This is a genomic window from Pseudooceanicola sp. DL12, assembly GCF_056270665.1.
On sequence record NZ_CM149884.1, the window covers coordinates 2,061,039 to 2,085,780 of the forward strand.

Genomic DNA, 24,742 nt, shown 5'->3' on the forward strand with positions numbered 1-24,742 from the left:
ATCTGTCGGCGCAAGGGGGAATCTGGGAGCCTTTGGGCATCAGAATTTGAAACCCACCCCGAAACTGTCGAGAAACAACATGAATGTGATGTCCTCCCCGATGTCCGATCCCTCTGCCGGTGCCACGCTGAAGGCCAAGGGCCTCGACGTGATCCTGCCTGACGGTCAAAGTCATTACTTCAACTACCACTGGCTGCGCGACAATTGCCCCAGCTCCTTCAACGCCGATACCCGCGAGCGGAGCTTTGACATCTTTCACCTGGAAGAGGCGCCGCGGGCGCGTTCCGCCGAGGTCGAGGGCGATGCCCTGGTCATCGCCTGGGACGGCGAAGACCACGTGACGCGGATGCCGCTGAGCTGGCTGGAGCAATATACCGCCGGCCTGCCGCGCCGCGATCCGGCCGACCTGCCGCGGGTGGCCTGGTACGGTGATCATTACCCCGATGTGCCGCGCTTCTCGCAGCCCGAGCTGCTGGCCAGCGACGCGGTGCGGGCGAAGTGGATCGAGGCGCTGATCGTCGAGGGCTTTGCCATCGTCACCGACATGCCCAACAGCGACGCCGGGCTGACCGAGACCGCCGAGCTGATGGGCAAGATCCGCCCCACGTTCTTCGGCGACTACTTCGACGTCTATACCCACATCAAGCCCACCAACACGGCCTATACCTCGGCCGCGCTGGAGCTGCACACCGACACCCCGGCCGAGGAGCACGCCCCGGGCGTTCAGTTCCTGCACTGCCGGGCCAACAGCGTGCAGGGCGGCGAGAGCCTCTATGCCGACGGCGTGGCCGTGGCCAATGATTTCCGCCACCGCGACCCGGAGGGCTTCCGCCTGCTGTCGGAGGTGCCGATTCCCTTCTACTGCGAGCATGACACCTATGACATGCGCTCGCGCCAGACGGTGATCGAGCTGGATGCGCGCGGCGAGGTTTCGGGGCTGACGATCAGCCAGCACATGCTGGATATCCTCGATCTCGACCAGGCGCTGCTGGACGATTACTATCCCGCCTTCTGCCGGTTCGGCCGGATGCTGCAGGAGGAGAAGTACATGATGCGCTTCCTGATGAAGGCCGGCGAATGCATGGTCTTCGACAACCACCGCATCGTGCATGGCCGCGCCGCCTACGAGGCGACCTCGGGCGAGCGGATGCTGCGCGGCACCTACGTGGACCGGGCCGAGATGCGCTCGACCTATCGCTCGCTGGTCAGCGAGGGGCGGTTCAAGGCATGAACGAGATGGTCTCTCCCGGACAGGCCGAGGATCTTGCCGTGCTGCGGCAGGATCTCTCGGATGCCTTCCGCATCTGCCACATGCTCGGCTGGAGCGAATCCGTGGGCAACCACTTCAGCGCCGCGGCCTCGGACGACGGGCGGCAGTTCCTGCTGAACCCGAAGTGGCGGCATTTCGCGACGATCCGCCCCGACGACCTGCTGCTGCTGGACAGCGGCGACGAGAGCGCGCTGGAGGGGCCCGGGGCCCCCGATGCCTCGGCCTGGTGCGTGCATGGCACGATCCACCGCAAGCTGCCCTCGGCGCGGGTGGTGCTGCATTGCCATTCGCCCTATGCCACGGCACTGGCCTGCCTGAAGGATCCGACCGTGGTGCCGATCGACAACAACACCGCGCGGTTTCACGGCCGGACGGCCTATGACCTGGAGTTCGGCGGCATCGCGGATGCGGCGGAAGAGGGCGAGCGGCTGGCCGATGCCATGGGCGACAAGAGCGTGCTGGTGATGGGCAACCACGGCGTGACCATCGTGGGCGACACGGTGGCGGCGGCTTTCGAGGATCTCTACTTCTTCGAGAAGGCGGCGCAGACGCTGATCCTGGCACGCTCGACCGGGGAACCGCTGGCGGTGCTCTCGGACGCGGTGGCGCAGAACACCGCCGACGGCTGGCGCGCCTATGCCGGCATGGCGGATGCGCATTTCGCCTATCTGCGCACGCAGCTGAAGGGCTGAGGCCAAGGGCCGGCGACGCGGCGAAGGAGGGCAGGGCATCAGGCGGTTTCCTTCGATCCAGGCCCTGCGGGCCATCGAGGCGGTGGCCCGGCTGGGCGCGATCTGGCGCGCGGCGGAGGAGCTGAACCTGACCCGCAGCGCGGTCAGCCATCAGCTGCGCCAGCTGGAGCGCGACCTGGGCTTCAAGATCGTCGAACGCTCGGGCAACCGGGCGGCGATCAGCCCCCGCGCCCTGGCCTATGCCGAGAGCGTGCGCCAGGCGCTTGGCCTGATCGCCAATGCGCCGGCCTGCGTCACCGAGCAGAACCTGTCGGGCCGGCTGACGATCAGCTGCCCGCCGGGCTTCGCCTCGGGCTGGCTCTGCCTGAACATCGGGGCGTTCCTGGAGCGCTATCCGGAGGTGGTGCCCACGATCGTCGGCGCGCGGAACCTGACCGACACCAGCAACCCCGAGATCGACAGTTTCATCACCTTCGGGCACGAGCCGCGGGCGCATCTGTGGGCCGAGCCGCTGGTCTCGGTGGCCTTCACGCCGCTCTGCAGCCCGGCCTTTCATGCCCGGCTCGGCGGCCTGGAACGGCCCGAGGCGCTTGCGGGCGCGCGGCTGCTGCACATCGGGGATTTCGGCGACTGGGAGGCCTGGATGGAGCAGGCCGGGCTGCCGCCCGAGATGGCCCGGCGCGGCATCGTCTATTCCGACATGAACGTGGTCTACACGGCGGTTCTGGCGGGCGAGGGCATCGCCGTCGGCGACACGGTGATCTGGCGGCAGGCGCTGGAGCGCGGGCAGCTGATGCAGCCCTTCCGGACCACGCTGCACACCGAGACGGGATATTACCTCTGTGCGCCGGAGGCGAACCTGGCCAATCCGCTGGTCATGGCCTTTCACGACTGGCTGCGCGGTGCCTTCGGGGCCGATGAGGTGAGCGAGGACGCGGGCGAAGGCTGATCAGCCGGCCGGGCCGCGATCCTTGCGGGCGCGCAGGCTGCGGGGCGGCTGGCCGAACTCGCGGCGGAAGGCGCGGGTCATGGCGCTGGCATCGCCATAGCCGCAGCGCACGGCGACCTCGGCCACCGAGAGGCGCGTGTCCTCGACCAGGCGCCGGGCCTCGCGCAGGCGGACGGCCTGGTAGAGGCGCTGAGGCCCGAAGCCGTAGCGGGCGCGGCAGAGCTGTTCCAGCCGCTTGCGCGAGACGCCGAGCTGTTCGGCGATGCGGCCCACCGGCACCGGTGCCTCGATCTGTTTCAGCATCAGCGCCATGGCGGCCTCGGCGGTGCGGCCGGGACGCAGACGGGCGCCGTCGCCGGCCTGCACGGTGTCGCCATCGAGAAAGAGCGCGGCCACCTCGAGGCGCATGACGCTGCCCTGGTGGCGCTCGATCAGGTTGAGCGTCAGCTCGAAGGTGGTGAGCGCGCCACCGCAGGTCAGCAGCGCGCCATCGTCGACGACGCGGTCGGAGAGCACCTCGACATCGGGAAAGCCTTCGGCGAGCGCCACCTGTTCCTCGCGGTGGATGGTGGCGCGGCGGCCCGAGAGCAGTCCGGCGCTGGCCAGGAGCCAGCTGCCGGTGTCGAGGCCCGCGACATGGTCGTGCCGGCGCGCCGCGCGGCGCAGCGCCTGGCGGCAGGCGGGCGTGTCGTGGGTGCGCACGTCATAGCTCGGCATGACGAAAAGATAGGCGCCGCCGGGGCTGTCCTCCAGCCGCCCCTCGACCCGCACGGTCATGCCGCTGGAGGAGGCCACGTCCTCTCCGGTCAGGCTGAGGAAATGCCAGCGATAACAACTGCGTCCCGAGAGGTTGTTGACGGCGCGCAGGGGTTCGACGGCATTGGCCAGGCAGTAGTTGGAGAAGGCAGGAAAGAGCAGCACGCTGACATCCAGCACGGGCGGTGTAGATTTTATCCCACTATGCATGATTTCCGGCCAACTCTGCATGATCCCAATGCCGGATTTCTTTCACCAAGTGGCCATCCATACAAGAGGGCCGCAATGCGTTTTGGTTTGACCGAAGAACAGGAGATGATCGTCTCCACCGTCCGCAGCTTTGTCGAGAAGGAGATCTATCCCCACGAGGCCATCGTGGAGAAGACGGGCGAAGTGCCCGAGGAGATCGCGCAGGACATCAAGCAGAAGGTCATCGACCTTGGCTTCTATGCCTCGAATTTCCCGGAAAGCGTGGGCGGGCCGGGCCTGTCGCACCTGGATTTCGCGCTGGTCGAGCGCGAACTGGGGCGCGGCTCGATGGCGCTGACGCATTTCTTTGGCCGGCCGCAGAACATCCTGATGGCCTGCGAGGGCGAACAGGTGGAGAAATACCTGATGCCGGCCGTGCGCGGTGAGCGCATGGATGCGCTGGCCATGACCGAGCCCGATGCCGGGTCCGACGTGCGGGGCATGAAATGCACCGCCACGCGCGACGGCGGTGACTGGGTGCTGAACGGCTCCAAGCATTTCATCTCGGGCGCGGATCACGCGGATTTCTTCATCGTCTTCGTGGCGACCGGCGTGGACGAGACGCCGCGCGGCCCCAAGAAGCGGATCACCTGCTTCCTGGTCGATCGCGGCACGCCCGGGTTCGAGGTGGCAAAGGGCTACAACTCGGTGTCGCACCGGGGCTACAAGAACTGCATCCTCTACTTCGACAACTGCCGGCTGTCGGATGCGCAGGTGCTGGGCGAGGTCGACGGCGGATTCGCGGTGATGAACGAATGGCTCTATGCCACGCGGATCACCGTGGCGACGATGTCGGTGGGCCGGGCGCGGCGGGTCTTCGACCACGCGGTGGACTATGCCGCCGGGCGCAGCCAGTTCGGCCAGCCGATCGCCAAGTTCCAGGGCGTGAGCTTTCAGATTGCCGACATGATCACCGAGATCGACGCGGCGGATTACCTGACGCTGGCCTCGGCCTGGCGGCTGGACGAGGGGCTGCCCGCGAACCGCGAGATCGCCTCGGCCAAGGTCTATGCCTCGGAAATGCTGGCCCGCGTGACGGATGCGGCGCTGCAGATCCACGGCGGCATGGGCCTGATGGACGAGCTGCCCATCGAGCGCTTCTGGCGTGATGCCCGGGTCGAACGGATCTGGGACGGCACCTCGGAAATCCAGCGACACATCATCAGCCGGGAGATCTTCCGGCCGCTGGGAGCCTGATCCATGGCGCCGCTGTCGCGGTTCCTGACCCCCGCCGCGATCACCGTGGTGGGCGGTGGGACATGGTGCGAGGCCGTTGTCCGGCAGTGCCGGGACAGCGGGTTCGAGGGGCCGATCTGGCCCGTCCATCCGAAGAAGAGCGAGATTGGCGGCGTGCCCGCCTATCCGGACCTGGCATCGCTGCCGGGCCGCCCCGATGCGGCCTTCATCGGTGTCAACCGGCACCTGACGGTGGAGGTCGTGGCCGAGCTCTCGGCCATGGGATGCGCCGGGGCGGTCTGTTTCGCCGCGGGCTTCAGCGAGGCCACGGCGGAGCTGGCCGACGGGGCCGAGCTGCAGGCGCAGCTGGTTGCGGCCGCGGGCGAGATGCGCGTGCTGGGGCCCAATTGCTATGGCATCGTCAACATGCTGGACGGGGTGGCGCTCTGGCCCGACCGGCACGGGATGCGCAAGATCGAGCGCGGCGTGGGCATCATCGGGCAGTCCTCGAACGTGCTGATCAACCTGACCATGCAGCAGCGCGGGCTGCCGCTTGCGGCAGTTCTGGCCGCGGGTAACCAGGCGCAGACCTCGATGGCGGAGCTGGGCATTGCGCTGCTGGAGGATCCCCGGATCACCGCGCTCGGGCTGCATATCGAGGGGATCACCGACCTGACGGCCTTCGAGGGGCTGGCGCGGCGCGCGGCCGAGCTGGGCAAGCCCATCGTGGCCCTGAAGGTCGGCAGCTCGCAGCAGGCCCGCGAGGCCGTCGTGTCACATACCGCCTCGCTGGTGGGCAGTGACGCCGGCGGGCGGGCGCTGCTGGCGCGGCTGGGCATCGGGCAGGTCGACACGGCCTCGGAGCTGATCGAGACGCTGAAGCTGTTGCACGTGACAGGCGGGCTGCCCTCGGCCGAGGTGGCCTCGGCCTCCTGCTCGGGCGGCGAGGCCTCTCTGATGGCCGATATCGGAGAGCGCGGCGGCGTGGTGTTTCCGCCGCTCGGCGCGGAGCAGCGCGCGGCGTTGCGGGCTGTGCTGGGGCCCAAGGTGGCCCTGGCCAACCCGCTGGATTACAACACTTATATCTGGGGCGACGAGGATGCGCTCGCGGGGTGTTTCGGGGCGCTTGCCCTGGGTGCCCAGGCGGTGACCTGCGTGGTGCTGGACATGCCGCGAAGCGACAGATTCCAGGCGGCGGACTATGAGCAGGTGCTCTCTGCGCTGAAGGCGGTGCGGGCCGGGACCGGCAAGGTGATCGCGGTGGTTGCGCTGATGGCGGAAGGGCTGTCGGAGGTCTTTTGCGAGAGGTTGCTGGCCGATGGCATCGTGCCGCTCTGTGGCATGGGCGAGGCGATCCGGGCGATCCGGGTGGCCGCGGACGTGGGCCAGGCCCGCGCGCGCCTGACGCGGGATGACCGGGCGGCGGGGCCTGCGCCGGTTCTGGTCTCGGGCCCGGGCGAGAGCGGCCGGGTGCTGGCGGAGGCGGAGGCCAAGGCGATGCTCTCGGCGGCCGGCGTGCGGGTGCCCGGCGCCGCGCGCGCGACAGGTGCGGAGGCCGCGGCGGACATCGCGGGCGAAATCGGCTTTCCCGTCGTGCTGAAGGGCGAGGGGATCGCCCACAAGACCGAGGCCGGGGCGGTTGCGCTCGGGCTGATGTCGGCCGAAGAGGTGCGGTCGGCGGCAGAGGCCATGCCCTGCGAAAGCTTCCTGGTCGAGGAGATGATCACGGGCTGCGTGGCCGAGCTTCTGATCGGGGTGACGCGCGACCCGGCGCATGGTTTCGTGCTGACGCTGGGCCTGGGCGGGGTGCTGACCGAGCTGATCGCCGACAGTGTCTCGCTGTTGATCCCGGCGGAGCGCGAGGCGCTGCGCGAGGCGCTTGCCTCGCTGAAGACAGGGGCGCTGCTGACGGGCTATCGTGGCCGGCCGGCGGCGGATATCGAAGCGGTTCTGGATACGGTCGAGGCCATCCAGGACTTTGTGCGGGGCCATGCGGCGGCCCTGCAGGAAATTGAAATCAACCCGCTGATGTGCCTGCCCGACGGGGCGGTGGCAGCGGATGCGCTGATCCGCATGGGAGAGCCAAGATGACCGAAAACCTGATTGTCGAGCGCCGCGGTGCGGTTCTGGAAGTGACCCTGAACCGGCCCAAGGCCAATGCCATCGACATGGCCACGAGCCAGGAAATGGGCCGGGTCTTTACCGAGTTCCGCGACGATCCCGAGCTGCGCGTGGCGCTGGTGACCGGGGCGGGCGAGAAGTTCTTCTGCCCGGGATGGGACCTGAAGGCGGCAGCCGATGGCGAGGATCCCGATGCCGATTACGGCGTCGGCGGGTTCGGCGGGCTGCAGGAGCTGCGCGGGCTGAACAAGCCGGTGATCGCGGCGGTGAACGGGATCTGCTGCGGCGGCGGGCTGGAGCTGGCGTTGAGCGCGGACATCATCCTGGCCGCCGATCACGCGAGCTTTGCCCTGCCGGAGATCCGTTCGGGCACGGTGGCGGATGCGGCGACGCTGAAGCTGCCGAAGCGCATTCCCTATCACATCGCCATGGAGCTGCTGCTGACGGGGCGGTGGTTTGACGTGACCGAGGCGCAGGGCTGGGGCCTGATCAACCGCATCGTGCCGGCGGCCGAGCTGATGGACCGGGCGCGCGCGCTGGCCGATGACCTGGCGGCGGGTCCGCCGCTCGTCTTTGCGGCGATCAAGGAGATCGTGCGCGAGGCGGAGAACATGAAGTTCCAGGACGGCATGAACCGCATCACCCGCAGCCAGTTCGAGACGGTCGAGCGGCTCTACCGTTCGGAAGACCAGAAGGAAGGCGCCCGCGCCTTTGCCGAAAAGCGCGATCCGGTCTGGAAGGGCCGGTAAGCAGACCAAAGGAGACGACATGCCTCTTGCGATGAACCGCAAACTCTTTCTTACCGCCGCGATCACCGGGGCCGGTGCCACCCAGGACAAGAGCCGCCTGGTGCCGCGCTCGCCGAAGGAAATCGCCGATGCGGCGATCGATGCCGCGCGGGCGGGTGCCGCCATCGTGCACTGCCACGTGCGCGACCCCGAGACCGGTGCGCCGTTGCGCAAGGTGGAGTATTACCGCGAAGTGACCGACCGCATCCGCTCGGCCGACGTCGACGTGGTGCTGAACCTGACTGCGGGCGTGGGCGGCGACCTGACGCTGGGCGATCCGGAAACGCCGATGGCGCTCGACGCCGCCGGCACCGACATGGCCTCCGCGTCCGAACGGATGGCGCATATCCGGGCCTGCCTGCCGGAGATCTGCACCCTGGACTGCGGGTCGATGAACTTTGGCGATGGCGATTACGTCATGACCAATACCACCAACATGCTGCGTGCCATGGGGCGCGAGATGACCGAGCTGGGTGTGAAGCCCGAGATCGAGGCCTTTGACACCGGGCACCTTTGGTTCGCCAAGCAGCTGGTCGAGGAAGGGGTGCTGGAGGATCCGGCGCTGGTGCAGCTCTGCATGGGGATCCCCTGGGGGGCGCCCAACGACCTGCTGACCTTCCTGTCGATGGTGCACAACGTGCCGGCAGGCTGGACCTGGTCGGCCTTCAGCCTGGGCAGGGACCAGATGCCCTTTGTCGCCGCGGCCGCGCTGGCCGGCGGCAACGTGCGCGTGGGCCTCGAGGACAACCTGTATCTCGAGCGCGGCGTTCTGGCGACCAATGCGCAGCTGGTGGAGAAGGCCGCGGGCATCCTCGACGGGCTGGGCGTGAGCCTGATGGGCCCGCAGGAAGTGCGCGATCAGCTCGGCCTGGTGAAGCGCGCGCCTGCGGGCGGTGCCGCATGAGCCGTGCGGCGATCATCGGCGGCGGAGTCATCGGCGGCGGCTGGGCGGCACGGTTCCTGCTGAACGGCTGGGACGTGGCGGTGTTCGACCCCGATCCGGAGGCCGAGCGCAAGATCGCGGCGGTGCTGGCCAATGCACGGGCTTCGCTTCCGGCGCTCTATGACCGGGCGCTGCCGGCCGAGGGCGCGCTGAGCTTCTGCAGCTCGGTGGCCGAGGCGGTTGCGGGCGCCGACTGGGTGCAGGAGAGCGTGTCGGAGCGGCTGCCCCTGAAACACGCGGTCTATGCCGAGATCATGGCGTCGCTGCCGGAGGGCGGGTTCATCGCCTCTTCGACCTCGAGCCTGAAGGCCGAGGACCTGGGTGCCGCAGGCGCGCCGGTGGTCGTGGTGCATCCGTTCAACCCGGTCTACCTGTTGCCGCTGATCGAGCTGTCGGGCCCGGAGGATCTGCGGCTGCGGGCCGAGAGGGTGGTGCGGTCGCTGGGGATGTATCCGCTGCAGCTGGAGACCGAGATCGACGGCTTCATCGGCAACCGCTTCCAGGAGGCGGTCTGGCGCGAGGCGCTCTGGATGCTGAAGGACCGGGTTGCCACCACCGGCCAGATCGACGAGGCGATCCGCATGGGGTTCGGCCTGAGATGGGCGCAGATGGGCCTGTTCGAGATCTACCGGGTGGCAGGCGGCGAGGCCGGCATGGCGTCCTACCTGTCGCAATTCGGGCCGACGCTGAGCTGGCCGCTGTCGAAGCTGACGGATGTGCCGGAGCTGGATGACGAGCTGGTGGGCCTGATCGCGGCGCAGTCGGATGACCAGGCGGCGGGGCGTAGCGTGCTCGAGATGGAGCGCGAGCGCGACGACAACCTGGTGGGGATCCTGCGCAGCCTGCGCCATGGCGCGGCAGGGGCCGGCAAGGTGATCCTGGATCATGAGGCGACGCTGCCGGATCTGGGCGAGCTGGACGGGCTGCCGGTGACCGCGCGGCGGGCGGTGCCGGTGACCTGGACCGACTACAACGGCCACATGAACGAGGCGGCCTATCTGGAACTGGGCAGCTGGGCCACGGACGGGCTGATGAAGCGCGTCGGGGCGGACGAGGCCTATATCGCGGCGGGCAAGAGCTTTTTCACCGTGGACACGCGCATCCGCTACCTCGACGAGGTGCATCGCGGCGCGCTGCTGACGGTGACGACGCAGGTGATGCGTGGCGAGGGCAAGAAGATGCACCTGTTCCACCGGGTGATGAAGCCCTGCGGCACGCTGGCTGCCACGATCGAGACGCTGCTGCTGCATACCGACCTGAAGACGCGGCGCAGCTGTGAGCCCGAGCCGGCGGTCGCCGAGGCGCTCGAGGCGCTGGCGCGGGCCCATGAGGGCCGCGAGGCAGCCGGCTATGGCGGGGCCGTGGGCACCCGCGCCTGAGCGGCCGGCGGAAACTGGCGAAAAGACGAAGACGATTGGCCACGTCCCCCCGGGGGCGTGGCCTTTTTCTCTGGAAGGCCGTGCCTTTTGCCGTGCCTTGTTCCGGGGCCGACGTCGGGGCTGCGGCAACCTGAAGATCACGTAAGGGCAGCGACGTTACGGCAGCCTCCACGTCATCTGGCGTAGGGCGGCGCGTGATTGACACGTTTGAAGGGTAGACCCTAGGGTTGAATCATCCCTCTACGCATTCGTAAAAGAGAATTTCGAGACAATGAAGCTGCCCAAGAAGAACACTCTCTGGCTGATCGCTGGCGGTCTGCTTGTCGTTGTCGTGATCCTGGCCTGGATCGGCCGGAATGCCGGTGGCCTGCCCGACGGGATCGTCGGTGCCAATGGCCGGATCGAGGCCACGGAGATCAACATCTCTTCGCTGTCCGCGGGAAGGATCGACAGGATCCTGGTGCACGAGGGGCAATTCGTGGAGGCCGGCGAGGAGCTGGTGCGGATGGACACGGACCAGCTCGAAGCGGAGCTGCGCCAGGCCGAGGCCAGCAAGCGCCGCGCCGAGATCGGCGTGGATACCGCCAGGGCGCAGGTGGTGCAGGCCGAGGCCGAGGTGCGCAGCGCTCAGGCCGGGGTGGAAAAGAGCCTGGCCGAGCAGAAGGCGGCGGATCAGCGGCTGGAACGCAACCAGCAGCTTGCGGCCGGTTCCACCGTCTCGCAGCAGACGCTGGACGACGCGGTCTCGGCCGCGAGCCAGGCGGCGGCGGGCGTTGCGGCGGCGCAGGCCCAGCAGGCGGCGGCCGAGGCGGGCGTGGGCGCGGCCAGGGCCGCGGTGGTCGATGCGGAGGCGGCGGTGGATGCGGCGCAGGCGCAGATCGACGCGCTGGATGTGTCGCTGAAGGACAGCGTGCTGAGCGCGCCCGTGAGCGGCCGGGTGCAATACCTGGTGGCACAGGAGGGCGAAGTGGTCGGTTCCGGCAGCCGGATCCTGAACATGGTGTCGCTGACCGATGTCTACATGACCTTCTTCCTGCCGACGCCCGAGGCGGGCCGGGTGCAGATGGGCGACGACGTGCGCATCGTGCTGGATGCGGCGCCGGCCTACGCCATTCCGGCCAAGGTGACCTTTGTCGCCGATGTGGCGCAGTTCAGCCCGAAGAGCGTGGAGACCGCCGACGAGCGGGTGAAACTCATGTTCCGGGTGCGGGCGCGGATCGTGCCGGAGCTGCTGGAGCAATATTCGGCCTACGTGAAGACCGGGCTGCCGGGCATGGCCTACCTGCGGCTTGATCCCGATGCGGACTGGCCGAGCGTGGCGGTATCCTCGGCGGATCCGCCGCCCCCGGCGCAGCTTCAGGCGGAGCCTGCCACGTCCGAGAGCGAGTGAGCGGCGCGATGCAGAGCGTTATACGCGCCAACGCCCTGACGTTGCGCTATGGCAAGACGCTTGCCCTGGACGACCTGACCATCGACATTCCCGCGGGCCGCATGGTGGGGCTGATCGGGCCGGACGGCGTGGGCAAGTCGAGCCTCATGTCGCTGGTCTCGGGCGCGCGCCGCCTGCAGGCGGGCACGCTGGAGGTCATGGGCGGGGATTTCGCGAAGGCGGAGGTGCGCCGTGCTCTTGGGCCGCAGATCGCGTTCATGCCGCAGGGCCTTGGCAGGAACCTCTATCCGACGCTGTCGGTGCGCGAGAACCTTGAATTCTTCGGCCGCCTGTTCGGCCACGACAGGGCCGAGCGGGACCGCAGGATCAGGTCGCTCCTGGCTGCCACGGGCATGTCGGCCTTCGAGGACCGGCCGGCGGGCAAGCTCTCTGGCGGGATGAAGCAGAAGCTGGGCCTCTGCTGTGCGCTGATCCATGATCCCGACCTGCTGATCCTGGACGAGCCGACCACGGGCGTCGATCCGCTGTCACGGCGGCAGTTCTGGGACCTGATCGACCGGATCCGCGCCACCCGTCCCTCGATGAGCGTGCTGGTGTCGACGGCCTACATGGAGGAGGCGGCGCGCTATGACTGGCTCGTGGCGATGAACGCGGGGCAGGTGCTGTCGACGGGTACGCCGGCGGAATTCCTGGAACAGACCGGCACCGCGAACCTGGACGAGGCCTTCGTGGCGCTGCTCCGGATGCATGGCGCCGGCGGCGAGACCAGTGGGGGCGTGGACATCGCCCGCCGGGATGGCTCGGGCGCGGAGGTGGCGATCCAGGCCGAGAACCTGACGCGGCGGTTCGGTGATTTCACCGCCGTCGACAATGTGAGCTTTACCATCCACCGCGGCGAGATCTTCGGTTTCCTGGGCTCGAACGGCTGTGGCAAGACCACCACGATGAAGATGCTGACGGGGCTCCTTGAGCCCACGAGCGGCACGGCGGCCCTCTTTGGACAGCCGCTCGATGCCAACGACATGAGCGTGCGGCGGCGCGTCGGCTTCATGACGCAGGCCTTCTCGCTCTATTCCGAGCTGACGGTGGAGCAGAACCTGGTGCTGCACGCGCGGCTTTTCGGGCTGGAAGACGCGGCGATCCCGGCCCGGGTGACGGCGATGGTCGATCGGTTCGACCTGTCCGAACACCTGAATGCGCTGCCGGAATCGCTGCCGTTGGGGATGCGCCAGCGGCTGTCGCTGGCGGTTGCGGTGATCCACGGGCCGGAGATCCTGATCCTGGACGAGCCGACATCGGGCGTGGACCCGGTGGCGCGCGACGGCTTCTGGCAGCTGCTGGGCGAGCTGTCGCGCCAGGACGGGGTGACGATCTTCGTCTCGACGCATTTCATGAACGAGGCCGAGCTCTGCGACAGGATCTCTCTCATGCACGCCGGGCGGGTCCTGGTGAGTGCGAGTGCCGAGGCGCTGCGCGCGGAGAAGGGCACCGAGACCCTTGAGGAGGCCTTTATCGCCTACCTCGAGGAGGCGATCGGGGAGACCGGCGCGGCGGCGGATAATGGCGACATTGCCGGTGCGGTGGGCAGCGAGGCCGCCGCCGAGGTCCACCAGGGCGGTTTCAGCATGACCCGCATGGTCAGCTATGCCCTGCTGGAGACGCTGCAGCTGATGCGGGACCCGATCCGCGCGACCATGGCGCTGGTGGGAACGCTGGTGCTGCTGGTGGTGATCGCCTACGGCATGAGCACGGACGTGAAGGACCTGTCCTTTGCGGTGCTGGACCGCGATCAGACCACCCTGAGCCGCAGCCTGGTGCAGGAGATTTCCGGCTCGAGCTACTTCCGCGAGCAGGATCCGCTGGAAAGCCATGCGGACATGGACGCCCGCATGGAAAGCGGTGACCTGGACCTTGCGATAGAGATCCCGCCCGGGTTCGCGCGGGACATGGATCGCGGCGACGACGTGCAGATTGCCGGGTGGATCGACGGATCCAACCCCTCGCAGGCCGAGACCGTGCAGGGCTATGTCCAGGGCGTCTATGGCGCGTGGCTGAGCGACAGGGCGCGGGTGCAATATGGTGATGCGGCGGTCACCGGGGATTTCTCGCTCGAGACGCGGTTCCGCTACAATCCGAACATCGAGAGCCTAATCGCCATGGCGCCGGGGGTGATCCCGATGCTGCTGATCATGATCCCGGCGATGCTGACGGCGCTGGCCGTGGTGCGGGAAAAGGAACTCGGTTCGATCATCAATTTCTATGTCACGCCGGTGACACGGCTCGAGTTCCTGCTGGGCAAGCAGGCGCCCTATGTGATCCTGGCGATCTTCAACTTCTTCCTGCTGCTGGCGATGACGGTGCTGGTCTTCGGGGTGCCCTTTACCGGCAGCCTTCTGGCCATCACGATCGCCGCGATCCTCTATGTCATCGCCACCACCGGTATCGGGCTGGTGATCTCCTCCTTCCTGTCGAGCCAGATCGCGGCGATCTTTGCCACGACGGTGCTGACGATGATCCCGGCGACGCTCTTTTCGGGGTTGGTTGATCCGGTGTCCTCGCTGGAGGGGGGCGCGCGGGTGATCGGTGAGGTGATCCCGACATCGCATTTCATCACCATCGCCCGGGGGACCTATTCGAAGGGGTTGGGCATGGGCGACCTGACCGCCGACATGATCGCCCTGGTCATCGCCGTGCCGGTGCTGCTGTTCCTGGGAACGGCACTGCTGAGCAAGCAGGAGAAATGACCATGCAGCTTCGTCACGTCTGGTTGCTGGGGATCAAGGAACTGCGCGGGCTGCGGCAGGATACCGCGATGATGATCCTGATCGTCTTTCTCTTCTCGGTGGCGGTCTACATCTCTGCCGCGGCCTTCTCGATGTCGCTGAACAAGGCCACGATCAGCATCGTCGACGAGGACCGCTCGCAGCTGTCGAGCCGGCTTGCACAGTCTTTCTACGAGCCCTTCTTCATCCCGCCGGAGCTGATCAACAGCTCGGAAATGGACGCGCGGATGGATGCGGGGATGGATACCTTTGCGCTGAACATCCCGCCCTCGTTCGAGCGCGACCTGCTGGCCGGGCGCACCCCGGAGCTGCAGCTGAATGTCGATGCTACGCGGATGACGCAGGCCTTCAACGGGTCGGGCTATATCCAGCAGATCGTCTCGGCCGAGATCGCGGAATACCTGAGCCGCTATCGCTCGGACAGCGCCACCTCGCCCGAGTTGGTGCTGCGCAGCCGGTTCAACCCGTCTCTCGATCCCTCGTGGTTCGGCACGGTGAACCAGGTGATCAACTCGATCACGATGCTTTCGATCATCCTGACCGGTGCGGCGCTGATCCGGGAAAAGGAACATGGCACCGTCGAGCACCTGCTGGTGATGCCGGTGACGGCGGTCGAGATCATGCTGTCGAAGGTCTGGTCGATGGGAGCGGTGGTGCTCGTCGCGTCGCTCTTTGCGCTGATCGTGGTGACGCACATGATGCTGGGCGTGCCGTTGCGGGGATCGCTGCTGCTGTTCTTCTTCGGGGCGACGCTGATGCTCTTTGCCACCACGTCGCTGGGGATCTTCCTGGCGACTGTGGCCGGATCCATGCCGCAGTTCGGCCTGCTGCTGATGCTGGTGCTCTTGCCGCTGCAGATGCTGTCGGGGGGCATGACCCCGCGCGAGAACATGCCCGAGGCGATCCAGTTCATCATGCAGGCCGCCCCGACCACGCATTTCGTCATCCTGTCGCAGGCGATCCTGTTCCGCGGGGCAGGCCTCGGCACGGTATGGCCGCAGCTGGTGGCGCTGGCGGTGATCGGTGCGGCGCTGTTCTGGCTGGCGATGATCCAGTTCCGCAAGTTCCTGCGCTGAGGCCTCAGGGGGCCGCCAGGAAGGCATCGACCAGGGTCACCGCCTGCTGCCGCTGGTCCGCGTTGAAGGTCTTCTTCGAGAGCGCCGAGCGGTTCTGCTGGTCAAAGGCGTGATCGGCATCGGCGATGACCACCACATCGACGTCGTCACCGCGCGCCTGCAGCTTGCCGAGCTTTGACAGGCAGTCCGGGGTGCTGATCACGCTGTCGTTCTGGGCCAGGATCACCAGCCCCTCCGGTGCCTTGTGCCAGGGCACGGAGGCCGTGGCGTTGAGGATGCCGCAATAGGGATAGAGCAGGACCATCCTGGAGATCTGATCGAGGATGGTTTCGGGCGGCAGGGGCCATTGCGTGAGGCCCGGCGGCACGGTGCCTGCATTGGCCAGGTTCACCAGCTCGAGCGCGCTCCAGCCGCCATGCGAGGCGCCGAAGAGCAGCACGTCGCCGGTCAGGCCGTCGAGCCGGTCCATGGCGGCCAGCGCCACCGCGGCGTCACCGGCGCGTTCGCTGCCGCCGAGGGCCTGGCCGGCACAGACCAGCCGCCAGAGCTCGTGGCCGTCGAGGTTGCGTGGGGAATGGCTGTCGACGATCAGCGTGGCATAGCCCAGGCCGTTGAAGTGATCGGCCCAGAAGGTCATGTTGTCGCGCACGCCATCGCAGCCCGAGAGCAGGATGGCGAGCGGATGGGGCCCGGGCGAGGCGGGGCGCTGAAACTGCCAGTAGGGCGCCAGCTGGGCCTCGCGTTGCTGCGGTGTCTCGCGCACCACGTCGAGGTGCCCGGCCTGCCGCATGGTGTTGAGGCCGAGACCGATCACGAGAAAGAGCAGGACCGCTCCGGTGATGCTCAGGGTGCGCATCCACGCTTTCCGTTTTCCTGACATTGTTTCAGCAGAGCCTCGGTGTCTTGTTCGGTCCAGTCGGCGGGATCGGTCATGGCGACCCAGCCCTTGAGGTATTCGGGTGGGGCGTAATTGTGGCCGAAGCCGAGCGACATCCCCTCGGCCAGCATCATGTCGAGCGCCAGCTGGAACTGGGTGACGATGGGCAGGAAGCGCATCAGCGGCGTGACATCGGGAGCCGGCGGTTCCTTCATCCATTCGGGTTTGCGCCAGAGCGAGGCCGGTTCGTAGAAGGTGATGGCGTCGGAGGCGTGCTGAAGGAAGACGATGCGCATCGGCGACCAGTCGGCGGTGGCGCGGTCGAGCCCGCCGAAATGGGTGAAGAAGCGGATGACGGAGCCATCGTTCAGCACCGGCGAGACATAGGGCGAACCGGGGTTGCGGCTGTTGGTGGCGCGGATCCAGCGTTCAGACACGAAGGGCGAGCCGGTCCAGAAGGCCCCCTGGATCGGATCCTGGAAGACCTCGAGCATGTCGAGCGCGTACATCGATGACCAGGCGCCGAGGCTGAGCCCGTGCATGTAGAGTCGCGGGCGGCTGTCTTCGGGCAGGGTGGTCCAGTAGTGGTAGATGGCATCGAAGGTCGCGGAGGCCTGATCGAGACCTGTGCGGGTCTCGAAGATCAGGGCAAAGGGGGACTGCATGTAGGAATATTGTACCGCCACCTGGGCGACGTCGCCGTCATGAATGTAGTCGAGCGGATCCTGGCTGTTCGGATCGAGCCAGCCGGTGCCGGTGGGAGAGTTGACGACGAGCACCTCGCGATCGAAGGCGCCGAGGCGTTTGAGCTCCTCCAGCGCGATCTCGGCCCGTTCCTTTGGCGTATCCGCCTGTGCCCGACCGACATAGACGCGGATGGGCTCCTTGGCGGGGCGGCCGGTGATTGCCTCGATATCGGCGGCCGTGGGGCCCTGGGTCACGAAGTTTCGGCCCGGCTGGCCCATCGATCCCCAGCCGACGAAGGACTCGGCGCTGCCGGGAATGCGGTTGTCGGTGGGCGGTTCGGGAGCATCGTCGAAGAGCCATTGCGCCTCGGCGTAGGAGGCATCGAGGGAACGGACCACCGCAGGCACGAGGCCGTCGCGGGTGAGGAAGACCAGCAGGAGAACGGCGATGACGACCCCGAGAGTGTTGGCCGCGCGGCGTGGCATGTAACGATCGAGCCAGTTCCGCAGCAGGTTGACCAGCTTCTGGATCAGCAGCCCGATCACGAAGAGGGCGGCAAAGACGACGAGGGCCACGAGCAGCATAGGCAGCCATTGCAGATCGTCGAGTGGAGGCATCTCGACGCGTTCGCGGATGGAATTCTGCCAGCGCACGCTGGACGCGACGCAAAACACCAGCACTGCCAGAGCGGCAAGAAAGACGACCAGCCCGGTGATGCGGGCCGCGCGACCGCGCAGGTTCGGAATGCCCAGTGCCGTCCAGATCAGCTGGAAGACGCGCCCGATCAGATAGCCTATGGCCATCACCACGCCGCCCAGAAGGCCCTGGAACTGTGGATCGCGCGGCGAGAGCGAAGGCGTCAGCGACAGGGCAAACAGGAACAGCCCGAAAGCCAGCGGGAGCAGGTAGAGACCTACGCCCTTGAACAGGGAAACTTTCATTTGACGGCCCGTATTGTCAGTGTTGAGAGAATGCTTCGGGACTTTGCGGATGCCGTGCAAGGAGTTTGCGAGGCCTTTGCCCCTTTTGCCGCCGCACTGCGGCGCGCGCGGGACACCCGGAGACCGGGCAGGCGGCATCGCGCGTCAGCAGGACGTTCCGGCGAGCGCTGCAAGAAGGTCCGACGAAGAGGCGATCGTGCCGAAGAGCCCGTGATCGCGCATCGTGAATTTCAGGATCGAGGCATGGTGCGCGGTAAAGACCGAGGCCGAGCAATCCTCCAGCAGCAGGCATTCATAGCCCCGGTCGTTGGCCTCGCGCATGGTCGTGTGGACACAGCAATCGGAGGTGACACCGGCAAAGACCAGGTTGCGGGTCTGGTTGCGGCGCAGGATGTGATCGAGATCGGTGGCATGAAAGGCACCCTTGCCCGGCTTGTCGATCACAGGTTCGCCAGCAAGGGGCGTCAGCTCGGGAACGATGTCCCAGCCGGGGGCGCCGCGGGTGAGCATGCGGCCACAGGGCCCCTCGGTGCCGATTTCGGCGCCCTCCCTGGCGGATCGCCAGCGCTTGGTCTCCATCAGGTCGGTCAGATCAGCGCGGTGGCCTTCGCGGGTGTGAATGACGAGGAAACCCTGCGCGCGCATGGCATCGAGAACGAGACGCGTGGGGGGAATCGTGGCGTTCAGCAAGCCGATGTCGGAACCAGCCTGATCGGCAAACCCGCCGACGCCGCAGAAATCGATCTGCATGTCGATGATGATCAGCGCGGTGTCGGCGGCACTGAAGCCGCCATCGAAGGGCCAGGGATAGGGGCGGGCGGCGACCTGCGGGTTCATTCAAGGGGCTCCAGTGCGGCAAGAAGATCGGCGGACGTGGCGACCGACCCCCAGAGGCCGCCGGCGAGGGAGAACATGCGGATCTGCTCTTCGTGCAGGCCTGCATCGGTGGTGGCGCAGAGATCGGAGAGAACAAGGCATTCGTAGCCGCGATCATTGGCATCGCGCAGGGTTGCCTGCACCAGGCCGTCGGTTGTGGCGCCGCAAAGCACGAGGTTTCGCAGCCCGCGGCTGCGCAGGCACTGGTCCAGGGGCGAGGCAAAGAAGCCGCTCTTGCCGGGCGTGTCGATGACGTCGTCGCCGGGATGAACGGCGAGGTCGCTGAGGATCCGAGTGCCGTCCTGACCGGCCACGAGGTGGCGGCCAAGGGGACCGGGAGTGCCGATTTCGGCACCGGCGCGGGCGGAGCGCCAGCGCTTGTTGGCCGGCAGATCGCTGAGCGTGGGCTGATGCGCTTCGCGGACATGGACGACCGGAAGGCCGGCGCGGTGCATGACCGAAAGCAGATGGGCCAGTCCGGGCACGATCGCCCGGATCATGCCGAGGTCATCGCCACGGCAGGCCATCCAGCCCCGCGGGTCCGCGTAATCCCGCTGCATGCCGAGCACGATCACGGCGGTGTTGCCTGGCGACAGCTGCCCGTCGTGGGGCCAGGGGTAGAGGCCGTGGACGTGAGAGGCCGGAACTTTGGTCATTGAGCGGTCACTCCTTCCTGGAGACGGGCCGAACGGGGAGGTGCCCGCCTGCCTGAGGCACGATCCTCAAGGTTCGGGCCGGCCATGAAAACCGGAAGCGGTAACTTTTTGATCGTGAGGCGAGTCTGAAGGCACAACCGAACAAAATCTATCACTGCAAAACATTTTCGCACAAAAATCAGCTTGCCGCGGAATGGGCCGCTTTCTAACGTTTCAGGGATCCCGAGGCGGATTTCGTCGGCGGGGTCAGTGCTTACCGCAATAGAAGACCGGGAATGAACCATGTCAGCAATCGAGTTTCGCCAGGTGAAGAAAAGCTATGCTGATGGCTACATGGCGATCAAGGGCCTCGACCTGACGATCCGTGACGGTGAATTCCTGGTGCTTGTCGGCCCATCGGGCTGTGGCAAGTCGACAGCGCTGCGCATGATTGCCGGGCTGGAGGATATCTCCGACGGGGACCTGCTGATCGGGGGCACAAGGGCCAACGACCTTGCGCCGAAGGACCGGGACATCGCAATGGTCTTCCAGAGCTATGCGCTCTATCCGCATCTGACGGTGGAGGGCAACATCGGGTTCGGACTGCGGGTGCGGGGGCTGAGCCCGTCGGAGATCCGGACCAAGGTCTGGGACACGGCAAAGCTTCTCGAGCTGGAGGCGCACCTGAAGCGCAAGCCGGGCCAGCTCTCTGGCGGTCAGCGGCAGCGGGTGGCCATGGGGCGGGCCCTTGTGCGCGATCCGCAGGCATTCCTGATGGACGAGCCGCTCTCGAACCTGGACGCCCGGCTGCGGGCGCAGATGCGCGCAGATGTGGCCCGGCTTCAGAAGGTTTCGGGGATCACGACGGTCTACGTGACGCACGACCAGGTCGAGGCCATGACCATGGGCGACAGGGTGGCGGTGATGAACGCGGGCGAGCTGCTGCAGCTCGATACGCCGCGGATGCTCTACGATCACCCCGCAGATCTCTTCGTGGCGAGCTTCATCGGCTCGCCGCCGATGAACTTCATGAAGGCGGCCTGCGTCGGTGGTGCGCTGGATGTTGGCCAGGGACGGATCGATATTCCGGCGGATCCGAGGGCGGAAGGCGTCATTCTCGGGGTCCGGCCGGAGGCGATGGCACTGGCCGAAGGGCCGTCGGACCTGGAAGGTACCATCGGATTCATCGAGGACCTCGGGGCATCGCTACTGGTGCATGTCGACCTGGCCGGCGTGGAGCTTATCCATGGCAGTGCGGATATCGCCGAGGGAGATACGGAAATTGCCGGTCTGAAGCTGCGGGTGACGGTGGATGCGACCCATCGGCTGAAGGCCGGGGAGCGGATTGCGCTGAAGCTCGATCCGGCGCGGGTTCACATGTTTGATCCGGCTACGGGAAAGCGTCTCCAAGGCATGTGAAGGTCCGGGCGTTTCCAGGGCAGCGGCCCAGAGAGACTCCGGGCCGGTTTCATGCGCGGGTCCGGGACAGGATTCAGTGGATGCCCTTGGTCATGCCCTGAATGAAGTAGCGGTTGAGGAAGACGACGATCAGCACGATCGGGATCGTGGAGAAATGCGCCAGGGCGCCCAGCGTGCCCCAGGTGATATCCTTTGTGCCATAGGCCGAGAGAAGCGCGACGGAAATCGGCTTGTCGTCGAGGCGGGTCAGGAACATGCCGAAGAGGAAGTCATTCCAGGAGAAGAGAACGCAGAACATCGTTGCCGCGATGATCCCGGGCCTGACGGCGGGCAGGGCGACCTTGAAAAAGGCTCCGAACTGCGAACATCCGTCGGTCATTGCGGCCTCTTCGAGCTCGATCGGGAGGGAGCGGAAATAGGAGAACATCATCCAGGTGACAAAGGCCGCGTTCAGGGTGGTGTTGATCAGGGACACGCTGAACCAGTGGCCGAGCAAGCCGATATCACGCATCATCAGGTAGAAGGGAATGAGCGTGGCGGCGGCGGGCACCATGCGGATGGCCATGAAGAAATAGGCCAGGCCCATGGCATAGCGGCTGCGCGAGCGTGCGAGCGCATAGCCCGCCGGAACGCCCAGCAACAGCGACAGGACGGCCGAGGCCAGTGCTATCTTGAGGCTTGAGGCCAGGAGCGCGGGAACGTCGAAGAGGGTGAAGACCTTCTCGAAGTTGGCCCAGGTGGGCGTAAAGGCGAATTTCGGCGGCATCGAAAAGATGTCTCGCGCCGGCTTGTAGGCCGTCATGGCCAGCCACAGGAAGGGCGCCAGGGCGACGACGACAGCCGTGGAGGCAATCGTGCGTTCCAGGATCAGGGTCTTGCGTTGAGCGGCAATCATCCGTTGGCCCTCCGATCGGCGCGGCGCAGGAAGAAGATCATCGTGGCCGCGATGACGGCGATGCAGAACAGCATGACATTGCCCAGGGTGGAGGCCTCGCCGATGTCGAAGTACTCGAGGCCTTCCTTGACCGCCTGGAGCATCATGGTGTTGGTGGAATTGCCCGGGCCGCCGCCGGTGGTGACGAAGACGCTGTCGAAGACGCGGAAGGCGTCGACCGAGCGGATCATCAGCGCCAGCAGAACCGCGGGCAGCATCAGCGGCAAAACGATCATGTGGATCCTCTGCCAGGCCGAGGCACCGTCTGTCTGTGCCGCTTCGAGGATGTCGGAGGGTAGCGACTTGAGGCCTGCGAGAAGGATCAGGGCCATCATCGGCGTCCATTCCCAGACGTCGATCATCACCAGTGTCGCAAGCGCCATGTCGGGATCGGCAAGCAGGCCGCGCGGGTCGGTGATGCCCCATTCCGCCAGCCAATAGCCGATCATCCCGAAGTCGGGCGCAAGCAGGGCGCGAAAGATGAGGCCCACGACCAGCGGCGTGATCGTGACCGGCACCAGTACCAGCGCCAGGGCCATCCGGTTGAACCAGCTGTCACGCCAGAGCGACAGGGCCACGCAGAAGCCGAGGACGAGCTCTATCGTGACGGCGGAGAAGGTGAAGATGACGGTGTTGACCAGGGCCGCACGGTTCGCGGACTTGTGGAAGATGTCCAGGTAGTTGCCTAAGCCGACGAACTTTGTGCGGTTTGGTTTCAGCAGGTTGTAGTCGAACAGACTGAAGTACATGCCCTGTAGGATCGGCCAGACGGCGACCACGAGGATGTAGGCGAGGGCAGGTGCCGCCATCGCGACGAGAAAGTAGCGTCGCCTCTGGTGAAAGCTCCAGCCGCGGCGCGGCAGGGTATTGGCGGCGGTGCTTGTCGCGGTGATCTGCGTCACGGTGCAGCCCCTTCAGGTCCTTGAAAGTGCGGCAGAGGGCGGCGGTCGCCCCCTGCCAGTTGCAATGCCGGGATCAGAACAGGTCGGCGGCCTGTTCCTGGGCCTCGTCGAGGGCTTCCTGCGGATCGGCATCACCCACCAGGACCGCGTTGACGGCGGTGCCCAGCAGATCCTGGATCTCGGGGTATTCCGGGATCCGGGGACGGTATTCACCGTTGCCGTTCTCGAAGGTCTCCTTGATCACGGGCAGGAAGGGATAGGCCTCTGCCAGGTCGGGATCGGTCATCTCGGACTTGCGAAGGAAGGAGCCGGCGCCCATCATGATGAATTCCTTGTGGATTTCCGGGCTGGTGAGCCACTTGATGAACTCCCAGGCGGCTTCCTTCTGTTCCTCGGAGATGTCGGCGTTGATCGCCATGCCCCAGCCGCCGACGCCATAGGAGGGCGAACCGGCCTCTGCGGGAGCGAGGGCGATGCCGACGGTGTCGACAACCTTGGAGACCTCCGGGTCATAGTAGGCGGGGGCGCCCACGGACCAGGTCTGCATCATCGCGGCTACGCCCTGGCGGAAGCTTTCCTCGCGGCCGCCCCAGTCATAGTTGGCCGCACCCGGAGGTGCCGCCTTGTCGAAGAGCTCCTTGTAGACCTTGAGCGAGGCCACGTTTTCCGGCGAATTGAGCGTGGGTTTGCCATCCGGGCCCATGATCGAACCGCCCATCTGGCTGTTGTACTGCATCCAGTCCTGGGCGCCGGCGGCTCCGCGCTGGCCGTTGGCCACGAAACCGTAGATGCCGCTGTCGGGATCGGTCATGGCCTCGGCGGCCGCGGTGAACTCCTCGGGGGTGGTCGGCACGTCGAGGCCTGCCTTCTCCAGCAGGTCCTTGCGATAGGCCAGCACGTTGGCATAGCCGGCGAAGGGGAAGGCGACCTGCTTGCCCTCGTAGTTGCCCAGAGCTGTCATAAGGACGGGATAGATGTCGTCCACGTCGATTTCGTCGGCATCGCGCGCGATCCAGTCCGTCAGATCGACGGAGTAGTCGTTGTCGGCATATTGGCCGGCCCAGACGATATCCATGGTGTTGAGATCATAGGACCCCGTGTCGCCAATGAAGTCGGCGGTGGTCTTGGTGAGCAGCGAGCCATAGTCGAGAATGTCGACGACAAGCTCACCGCCGGTGTCCTCCTTGAACTTGGGCGCGAGCTCCGCGAGCACGGCCGCGAACTGGTCGTTCTGCGAGGCGAGGGTCAGGGTGATGCCATCCAGCGGGCCATCGGCGAAAGCCGGGGCGGAGAGGGCAAGAGTGGATACGCTGGCCGCGATCACTGTGCGTAAAGTGAAGGTTCTCATCTTCATTGGGTTTCCCTGTCAGCTGTGCCTGCTTCTTCCGTTCGAAGCAGTTCCTTCTGTTTTACCTGCGTTGCATGTTTGTTTTTCTCTGGCAGGCCGCAATGTGAACAAAAGAACACATTGAATGATCACCACAAAGACATCTTTGCCTGCCTGTCAGGGGAAAAGCCTCGGTGGGACGCTTTGGAGCGGTTGCCAGGTCGGGAGGCCTAGATTTTCAGCAGATCACGGTAGGCCGCCGGCGCTTGGTCCCGCCGAGAATGCCGAAACAAATGATTGATAATGCGTCAAATGCCCCTACTGGAGGAATCGAGACCTCTCTGCCCGTGGACGTGGAGCAAGCGCTCCGGGGTGGCGCATGAGTGTCAGTGGCGTGACGGGTTTCCGTATTCGGCCTGCAACAGGTGCGCAGGTATCGGGGAACTTGAACCTTTCGGCGGAATTCCCGCGGGGGGCGCGGCAGGCCACGCAGGTAAACGTCGTGCAATCCGAACATTGAAATGTTTGATATTGATTGGGTCGAGCACCTGGTCTTGCCGGGCGGCCTGTCA

At 66.3% G+C, this 24,742-nt stretch carries 20 protein-coding genes; 12 read left to right on the plus strand and 8 right to left on the minus strand.

Features of this window, described 5'->3' with window-relative positions; all coding sequences use genetic code 11:
* The first annotated feature begins 79 nt into the window (after positions 1–79).
* The 3 genes from AC0WR5_RS09660 (at position 80) to AC0WR5_RS09670 (ending at position 2,911) form a co-directional block, all read left to right on the plus strand.
* Positions 80–1,231 carry a TauD/TfdA family dioxygenase gene (locus tag AC0WR5_RS09660; protein WP_475868616.1) on the plus strand — a complete coding sequence of 384 codons (1,152 nt, stop codon included), beginning with the start codon at positions 80–82 and terminating at the stop codon, positions 1,229–1,231.
* Positions 1,228–1,962 carry a class II aldolase/adducin family protein gene (locus AC0WR5_RS09665; RefSeq protein ID WP_475868618.1) on the plus strand — a complete coding sequence of 245 codons (735 nt, stop codon included), beginning with the start codon at positions 1,228–1,230 and terminating at the stop codon, positions 1,960–1,962. The genes AC0WR5_RS09660 and AC0WR5_RS09665 overlap by 4 nt, the downstream gene beginning before the upstream one ends.
* Positions 1,963–2,026: 64 nt before the next feature.
* On the plus strand, positions 2,027–2,911 hold the full coding sequence (locus tag AC0WR5_RS09670) for a LysR substrate-binding domain-containing protein (protein ID WP_475868965.1): 885 nt from the start codon (positions 2,027–2,029) through the stop codon (positions 2,909–2,911).
* On the opposite strand, the gene AC0WR5_RS09675 is transcribed toward AC0WR5_RS09670, so the two are convergent.
* Positions 2,912–3,832 (minus strand): GlxA family transcriptional regulator, encoded by a 921-nt coding sequence (locus tag AC0WR5_RS09675; protein ID WP_475868620.1) that lies wholly within the window; start codon positions 3,830–3,832, stop codon positions 2,912–2,914.
* 120 nt (positions 3,833–3,952) lie between these two features.
* On the opposite strand from AC0WR5_RS09675, the gene AC0WR5_RS09680 reads away from it, so the two are divergent.
* The 8 genes from AC0WR5_RS09680 (at position 3,953) to AC0WR5_RS09715 (ending at position 15,572) form a co-directional block, all read left to right on the plus strand.
* Positions 3,953–5,113, plus strand: coding sequence for an acyl-CoA dehydrogenase family protein (locus tag AC0WR5_RS09680; protein ID WP_475868622.1), 1,161 nt, complete (start codon positions 3,953–3,955; stop codon positions 5,111–5,113).
* 3 nt (positions 5,114–5,116) lie between these two features.
* Positions 5,117–7,183, plus strand: coding sequence for an acetate--CoA ligase family protein (locus tag AC0WR5_RS09685; protein ID WP_475868624.1), 2,067 nt, complete (start codon positions 5,117–5,119; stop codon positions 7,181–7,183).
* Complete coding sequence (locus tag AC0WR5_RS09690; RefSeq protein ID WP_475868626.1) at positions 7,180–7,962, plus strand: carnitinyl-CoA dehydratase; 783 nt, start codon at positions 7,180–7,182, stop codon at positions 7,960–7,962. Before AC0WR5_RS09685 ends, AC0WR5_RS09690 begins: the two co-directional genes overlap by 4 nt.
* A 19-nt stretch (positions 7,963–7,981) precedes the next feature.
* Complete coding sequence (locus AC0WR5_RS09695; RefSeq protein WP_475868628.1) at positions 7,982–8,905, plus strand: beta-keto acid cleavage family enzyme; 924 nt, start codon at positions 7,982–7,984, stop codon at positions 8,903–8,905.
* Positions 8,902–10,323: a carnitine 3-dehydrogenase gene (locus AC0WR5_RS09700; protein WP_475868630.1), complete on the plus strand. Its 1,422-nt coding sequence runs from the start codon at positions 8,902–8,904 to the stop codon at positions 10,321–10,323. The genes AC0WR5_RS09695 and AC0WR5_RS09700 overlap by 4 nt, the downstream gene beginning before the upstream one ends.
* 271 nt (positions 10,324–10,594) lie before the next feature.
* Complete coding sequence (locus tag AC0WR5_RS09705) at positions 10,595–11,713, plus strand: HlyD family secretion protein (protein WP_475868632.1); 1,119 nt, start codon at positions 10,595–10,597, stop codon at positions 11,711–11,713.
* Positions 11,714–11,721: 8 nt separating this feature from the next.
* Positions 11,722–14,457: a ribosome-associated ATPase/putative transporter RbbA gene (gene rbbA / locus AC0WR5_RS09710; protein ID WP_475868633.1), complete on the plus strand. Its 2,736-nt coding sequence runs from the start codon at positions 11,722–11,724 to the stop codon at positions 14,455–14,457.
* 2 nt (positions 14,458–14,459) lie between these two features.
* Complete coding sequence (locus AC0WR5_RS09715; RefSeq protein WP_475868635.1) at positions 14,460–15,572, plus strand: ABC transporter permease; 1,113 nt, start codon at positions 14,460–14,462, stop codon at positions 15,570–15,572.
* Between the two features lie 4 nt (positions 15,573–15,576).
* Here AC0WR5_RS09715 and AC0WR5_RS09720 read toward each other — a convergent pair whose 3' ends face one another.
* The 4 genes from AC0WR5_RS09720 to AC0WR5_RS09735 all read right to left on the minus strand — a co-directional run bounded on the left by AC0WR5_RS09720 (position 15,577) and on the right by AC0WR5_RS09735 (position 19,609).
* Positions 15,577–16,428, minus strand: a complete 852-nt coding sequence (locus AC0WR5_RS09720; RefSeq protein ID WP_475868636.1) for a dienelactone hydrolase family protein — start codon at positions 16,426–16,428, stop codon at positions 15,577–15,579.
* Positions 16,416–18,077 carry an alpha/beta hydrolase gene (locus AC0WR5_RS09725; RefSeq protein ID WP_475868638.1) on the minus strand — a complete coding sequence of 554 codons (1,662 nt, stop codon included), beginning with the start codon at positions 18,075–18,077 and terminating at the stop codon, positions 16,416–16,418. Before AC0WR5_RS09725 ends, AC0WR5_RS09720 begins: the two co-directional genes overlap by 13 nt.
* Before the next feature lie 144 nt (positions 18,078–18,221).
* Complete coding sequence (locus AC0WR5_RS09730) at positions 18,222–18,914, minus strand: cysteine hydrolase family protein (RefSeq protein WP_475868640.1); 693 nt, start codon at positions 18,912–18,914, stop codon at positions 18,222–18,224.
* Complete coding sequence (locus AC0WR5_RS09735) at positions 18,911–19,609, minus strand: cysteine hydrolase family protein (protein WP_475868642.1); 699 nt, start codon at positions 19,607–19,609, stop codon at positions 18,911–18,913. Before AC0WR5_RS09735 ends, AC0WR5_RS09730 begins: the two co-directional genes overlap by 4 nt.
* A gap of 282 nt (positions 19,610–19,891) precedes the next feature.
* Between AC0WR5_RS09735 and AC0WR5_RS09740 the strand changes: the two genes are divergently transcribed.
* Positions 19,892–21,007: an ABC transporter ATP-binding protein gene (locus tag AC0WR5_RS09740; protein WP_475868644.1), complete on the plus strand. Its 1,116-nt coding sequence runs from the start codon at positions 19,892–19,894 to the stop codon at positions 21,005–21,007.
* A gap of 73 nt (positions 21,008–21,080) precedes the next feature.
* Here the strand turns inward: AC0WR5_RS09740 and AC0WR5_RS09745 are convergent, their stop codons facing one another.
* From AC0WR5_RS09745 to AC0WR5_RS09755, 3 genes are all read right to left on the minus strand, one after another.
* On the minus strand, positions 21,081–21,902 hold the full coding sequence (locus AC0WR5_RS09745; protein ID WP_475868646.1) for a carbohydrate ABC transporter permease: 822 nt from the start codon (positions 21,900–21,902) through the stop codon (positions 21,081–21,083).
* Positions 21,899–22,843 carry a carbohydrate ABC transporter permease gene (locus AC0WR5_RS09750; protein WP_475868648.1) on the minus strand — a complete coding sequence of 315 codons (945 nt, stop codon included), beginning with the start codon at positions 22,841–22,843 and terminating at the stop codon, positions 21,899–21,901. Before AC0WR5_RS09750 ends, AC0WR5_RS09745 begins: the two co-directional genes overlap by 4 nt.
* A 73-nt stretch (positions 22,844–22,916) precedes the next feature.
* Positions 22,917–24,197, minus strand: coding sequence for an ABC transporter substrate-binding protein (locus AC0WR5_RS09755; RefSeq protein WP_475868650.1), 1,281 nt, complete (start codon positions 24,195–24,197; stop codon positions 22,917–22,919).
* Positions 24,198–24,742 lie beyond the last annotated feature (545 nt).

Excerpts from the sequence above, each read along its gene's own strand:
- AC0WR5_RS09660 (WP_475868616.1), top strand. The coding sequence starts at position 80 with ATGAATGTGATGTCCTCCCCGATGTCCGATCCCTCTGCCGGTGCCACG.
- AC0WR5_RS09665 (WP_475868618.1), top strand. The coding sequence starts at position 1,228 with ATGAACGAGATGGTCTCTCCCGGACAGGCCGAGGATCTTGCCGTGCTG.
- AC0WR5_RS09680 (WP_475868622.1), top strand. The coding sequence starts at position 3,953 with ATGCGTTTTGGTTTGACCGAAGAACAGGAGATGATCGTCTCCACCGTC.
- AC0WR5_RS09685 (WP_475868624.1), top strand. The coding sequence starts at position 5,117 with ATGGCGCCGCTGTCGCGGTTCCTGACCCCCGCCGCGATCACCGTGGTG.
- AC0WR5_RS09690 (WP_475868626.1), top strand. The coding sequence starts at position 7,180 with ATGACCGAAAACCTGATTGTCGAGCGCCGCGGTGCGGTTCTGGAAGTG.
- AC0WR5_RS09695 (WP_475868628.1), top strand. The coding sequence starts at position 7,982 with ATGCCTCTTGCGATGAACCGCAAACTCTTTCTTACCGCCGCGATCACC.
- AC0WR5_RS09700 (WP_475868630.1), top strand. The coding sequence starts at position 8,902 with ATGAGCCGTGCGGCGATCATCGGCGGCGGAGTCATCGGCGGCGGCTGG.
- AC0WR5_RS09705 (WP_475868632.1), top strand. The coding sequence starts at position 10,595 with ATGAAGCTGCCCAAGAAGAACACTCTCTGGCTGATCGCTGGCGGTCTG.
- rbbA (WP_475868633.1), top strand. The coding sequence starts at position 11,722 with ATGCAGAGCGTTATACGCGCCAACGCCCTGACGTTGCGCTATGGCAAG.
- AC0WR5_RS09715 (WP_475868635.1), top strand. The coding sequence starts at position 14,460 with ATGCAGCTTCGTCACGTCTGGTTGCTGGGGATCAAGGAACTGCGCGGG.
- AC0WR5_RS09720 (WP_475868636.1), bottom strand. The coding sequence starts at position 16,428 with ATGCGCACCCTGAGCATCACCGGAGCGGTCCTGCTCTTTCTCGTGATC.
- AC0WR5_RS09725 (WP_475868638.1), bottom strand. The coding sequence starts at position 18,077 with ATGAAAGTTTCCCTGTTCAAGGGCGTAGGTCTCTACCTGCTCCCGCTG.
- AC0WR5_RS09730 (WP_475868640.1), bottom strand. The coding sequence starts at position 18,914 with ATGAACCCGCAGGTCGCCGCCCGCCCCTATCCCTGGCCCTTCGATGGC.
- AC0WR5_RS09735 (WP_475868642.1), bottom strand. The coding sequence starts at position 19,609 with ATGACCAAAGTTCCGGCCTCTCACGTCCACGGCCTCTACCCCTGGCCC.
- AC0WR5_RS09740 (WP_475868644.1), top strand. The coding sequence starts at position 19,892 with ATGTCAGCAATCGAGTTTCGCCAGGTGAAGAAAAGCTATGCTGATGGC.
- AC0WR5_RS09745 (WP_475868646.1), bottom strand. The coding sequence starts at position 21,902 with ATGATTGCCGCTCAACGCAAGACCCTGATCCTGGAACGCACGATTGCC.
- AC0WR5_RS09755 (WP_475868650.1), bottom strand. The coding sequence starts at position 24,197 with ATGAAGATGAGAACCTTCACTTTACGCACAGTGATCGCGGCCAGCGTA.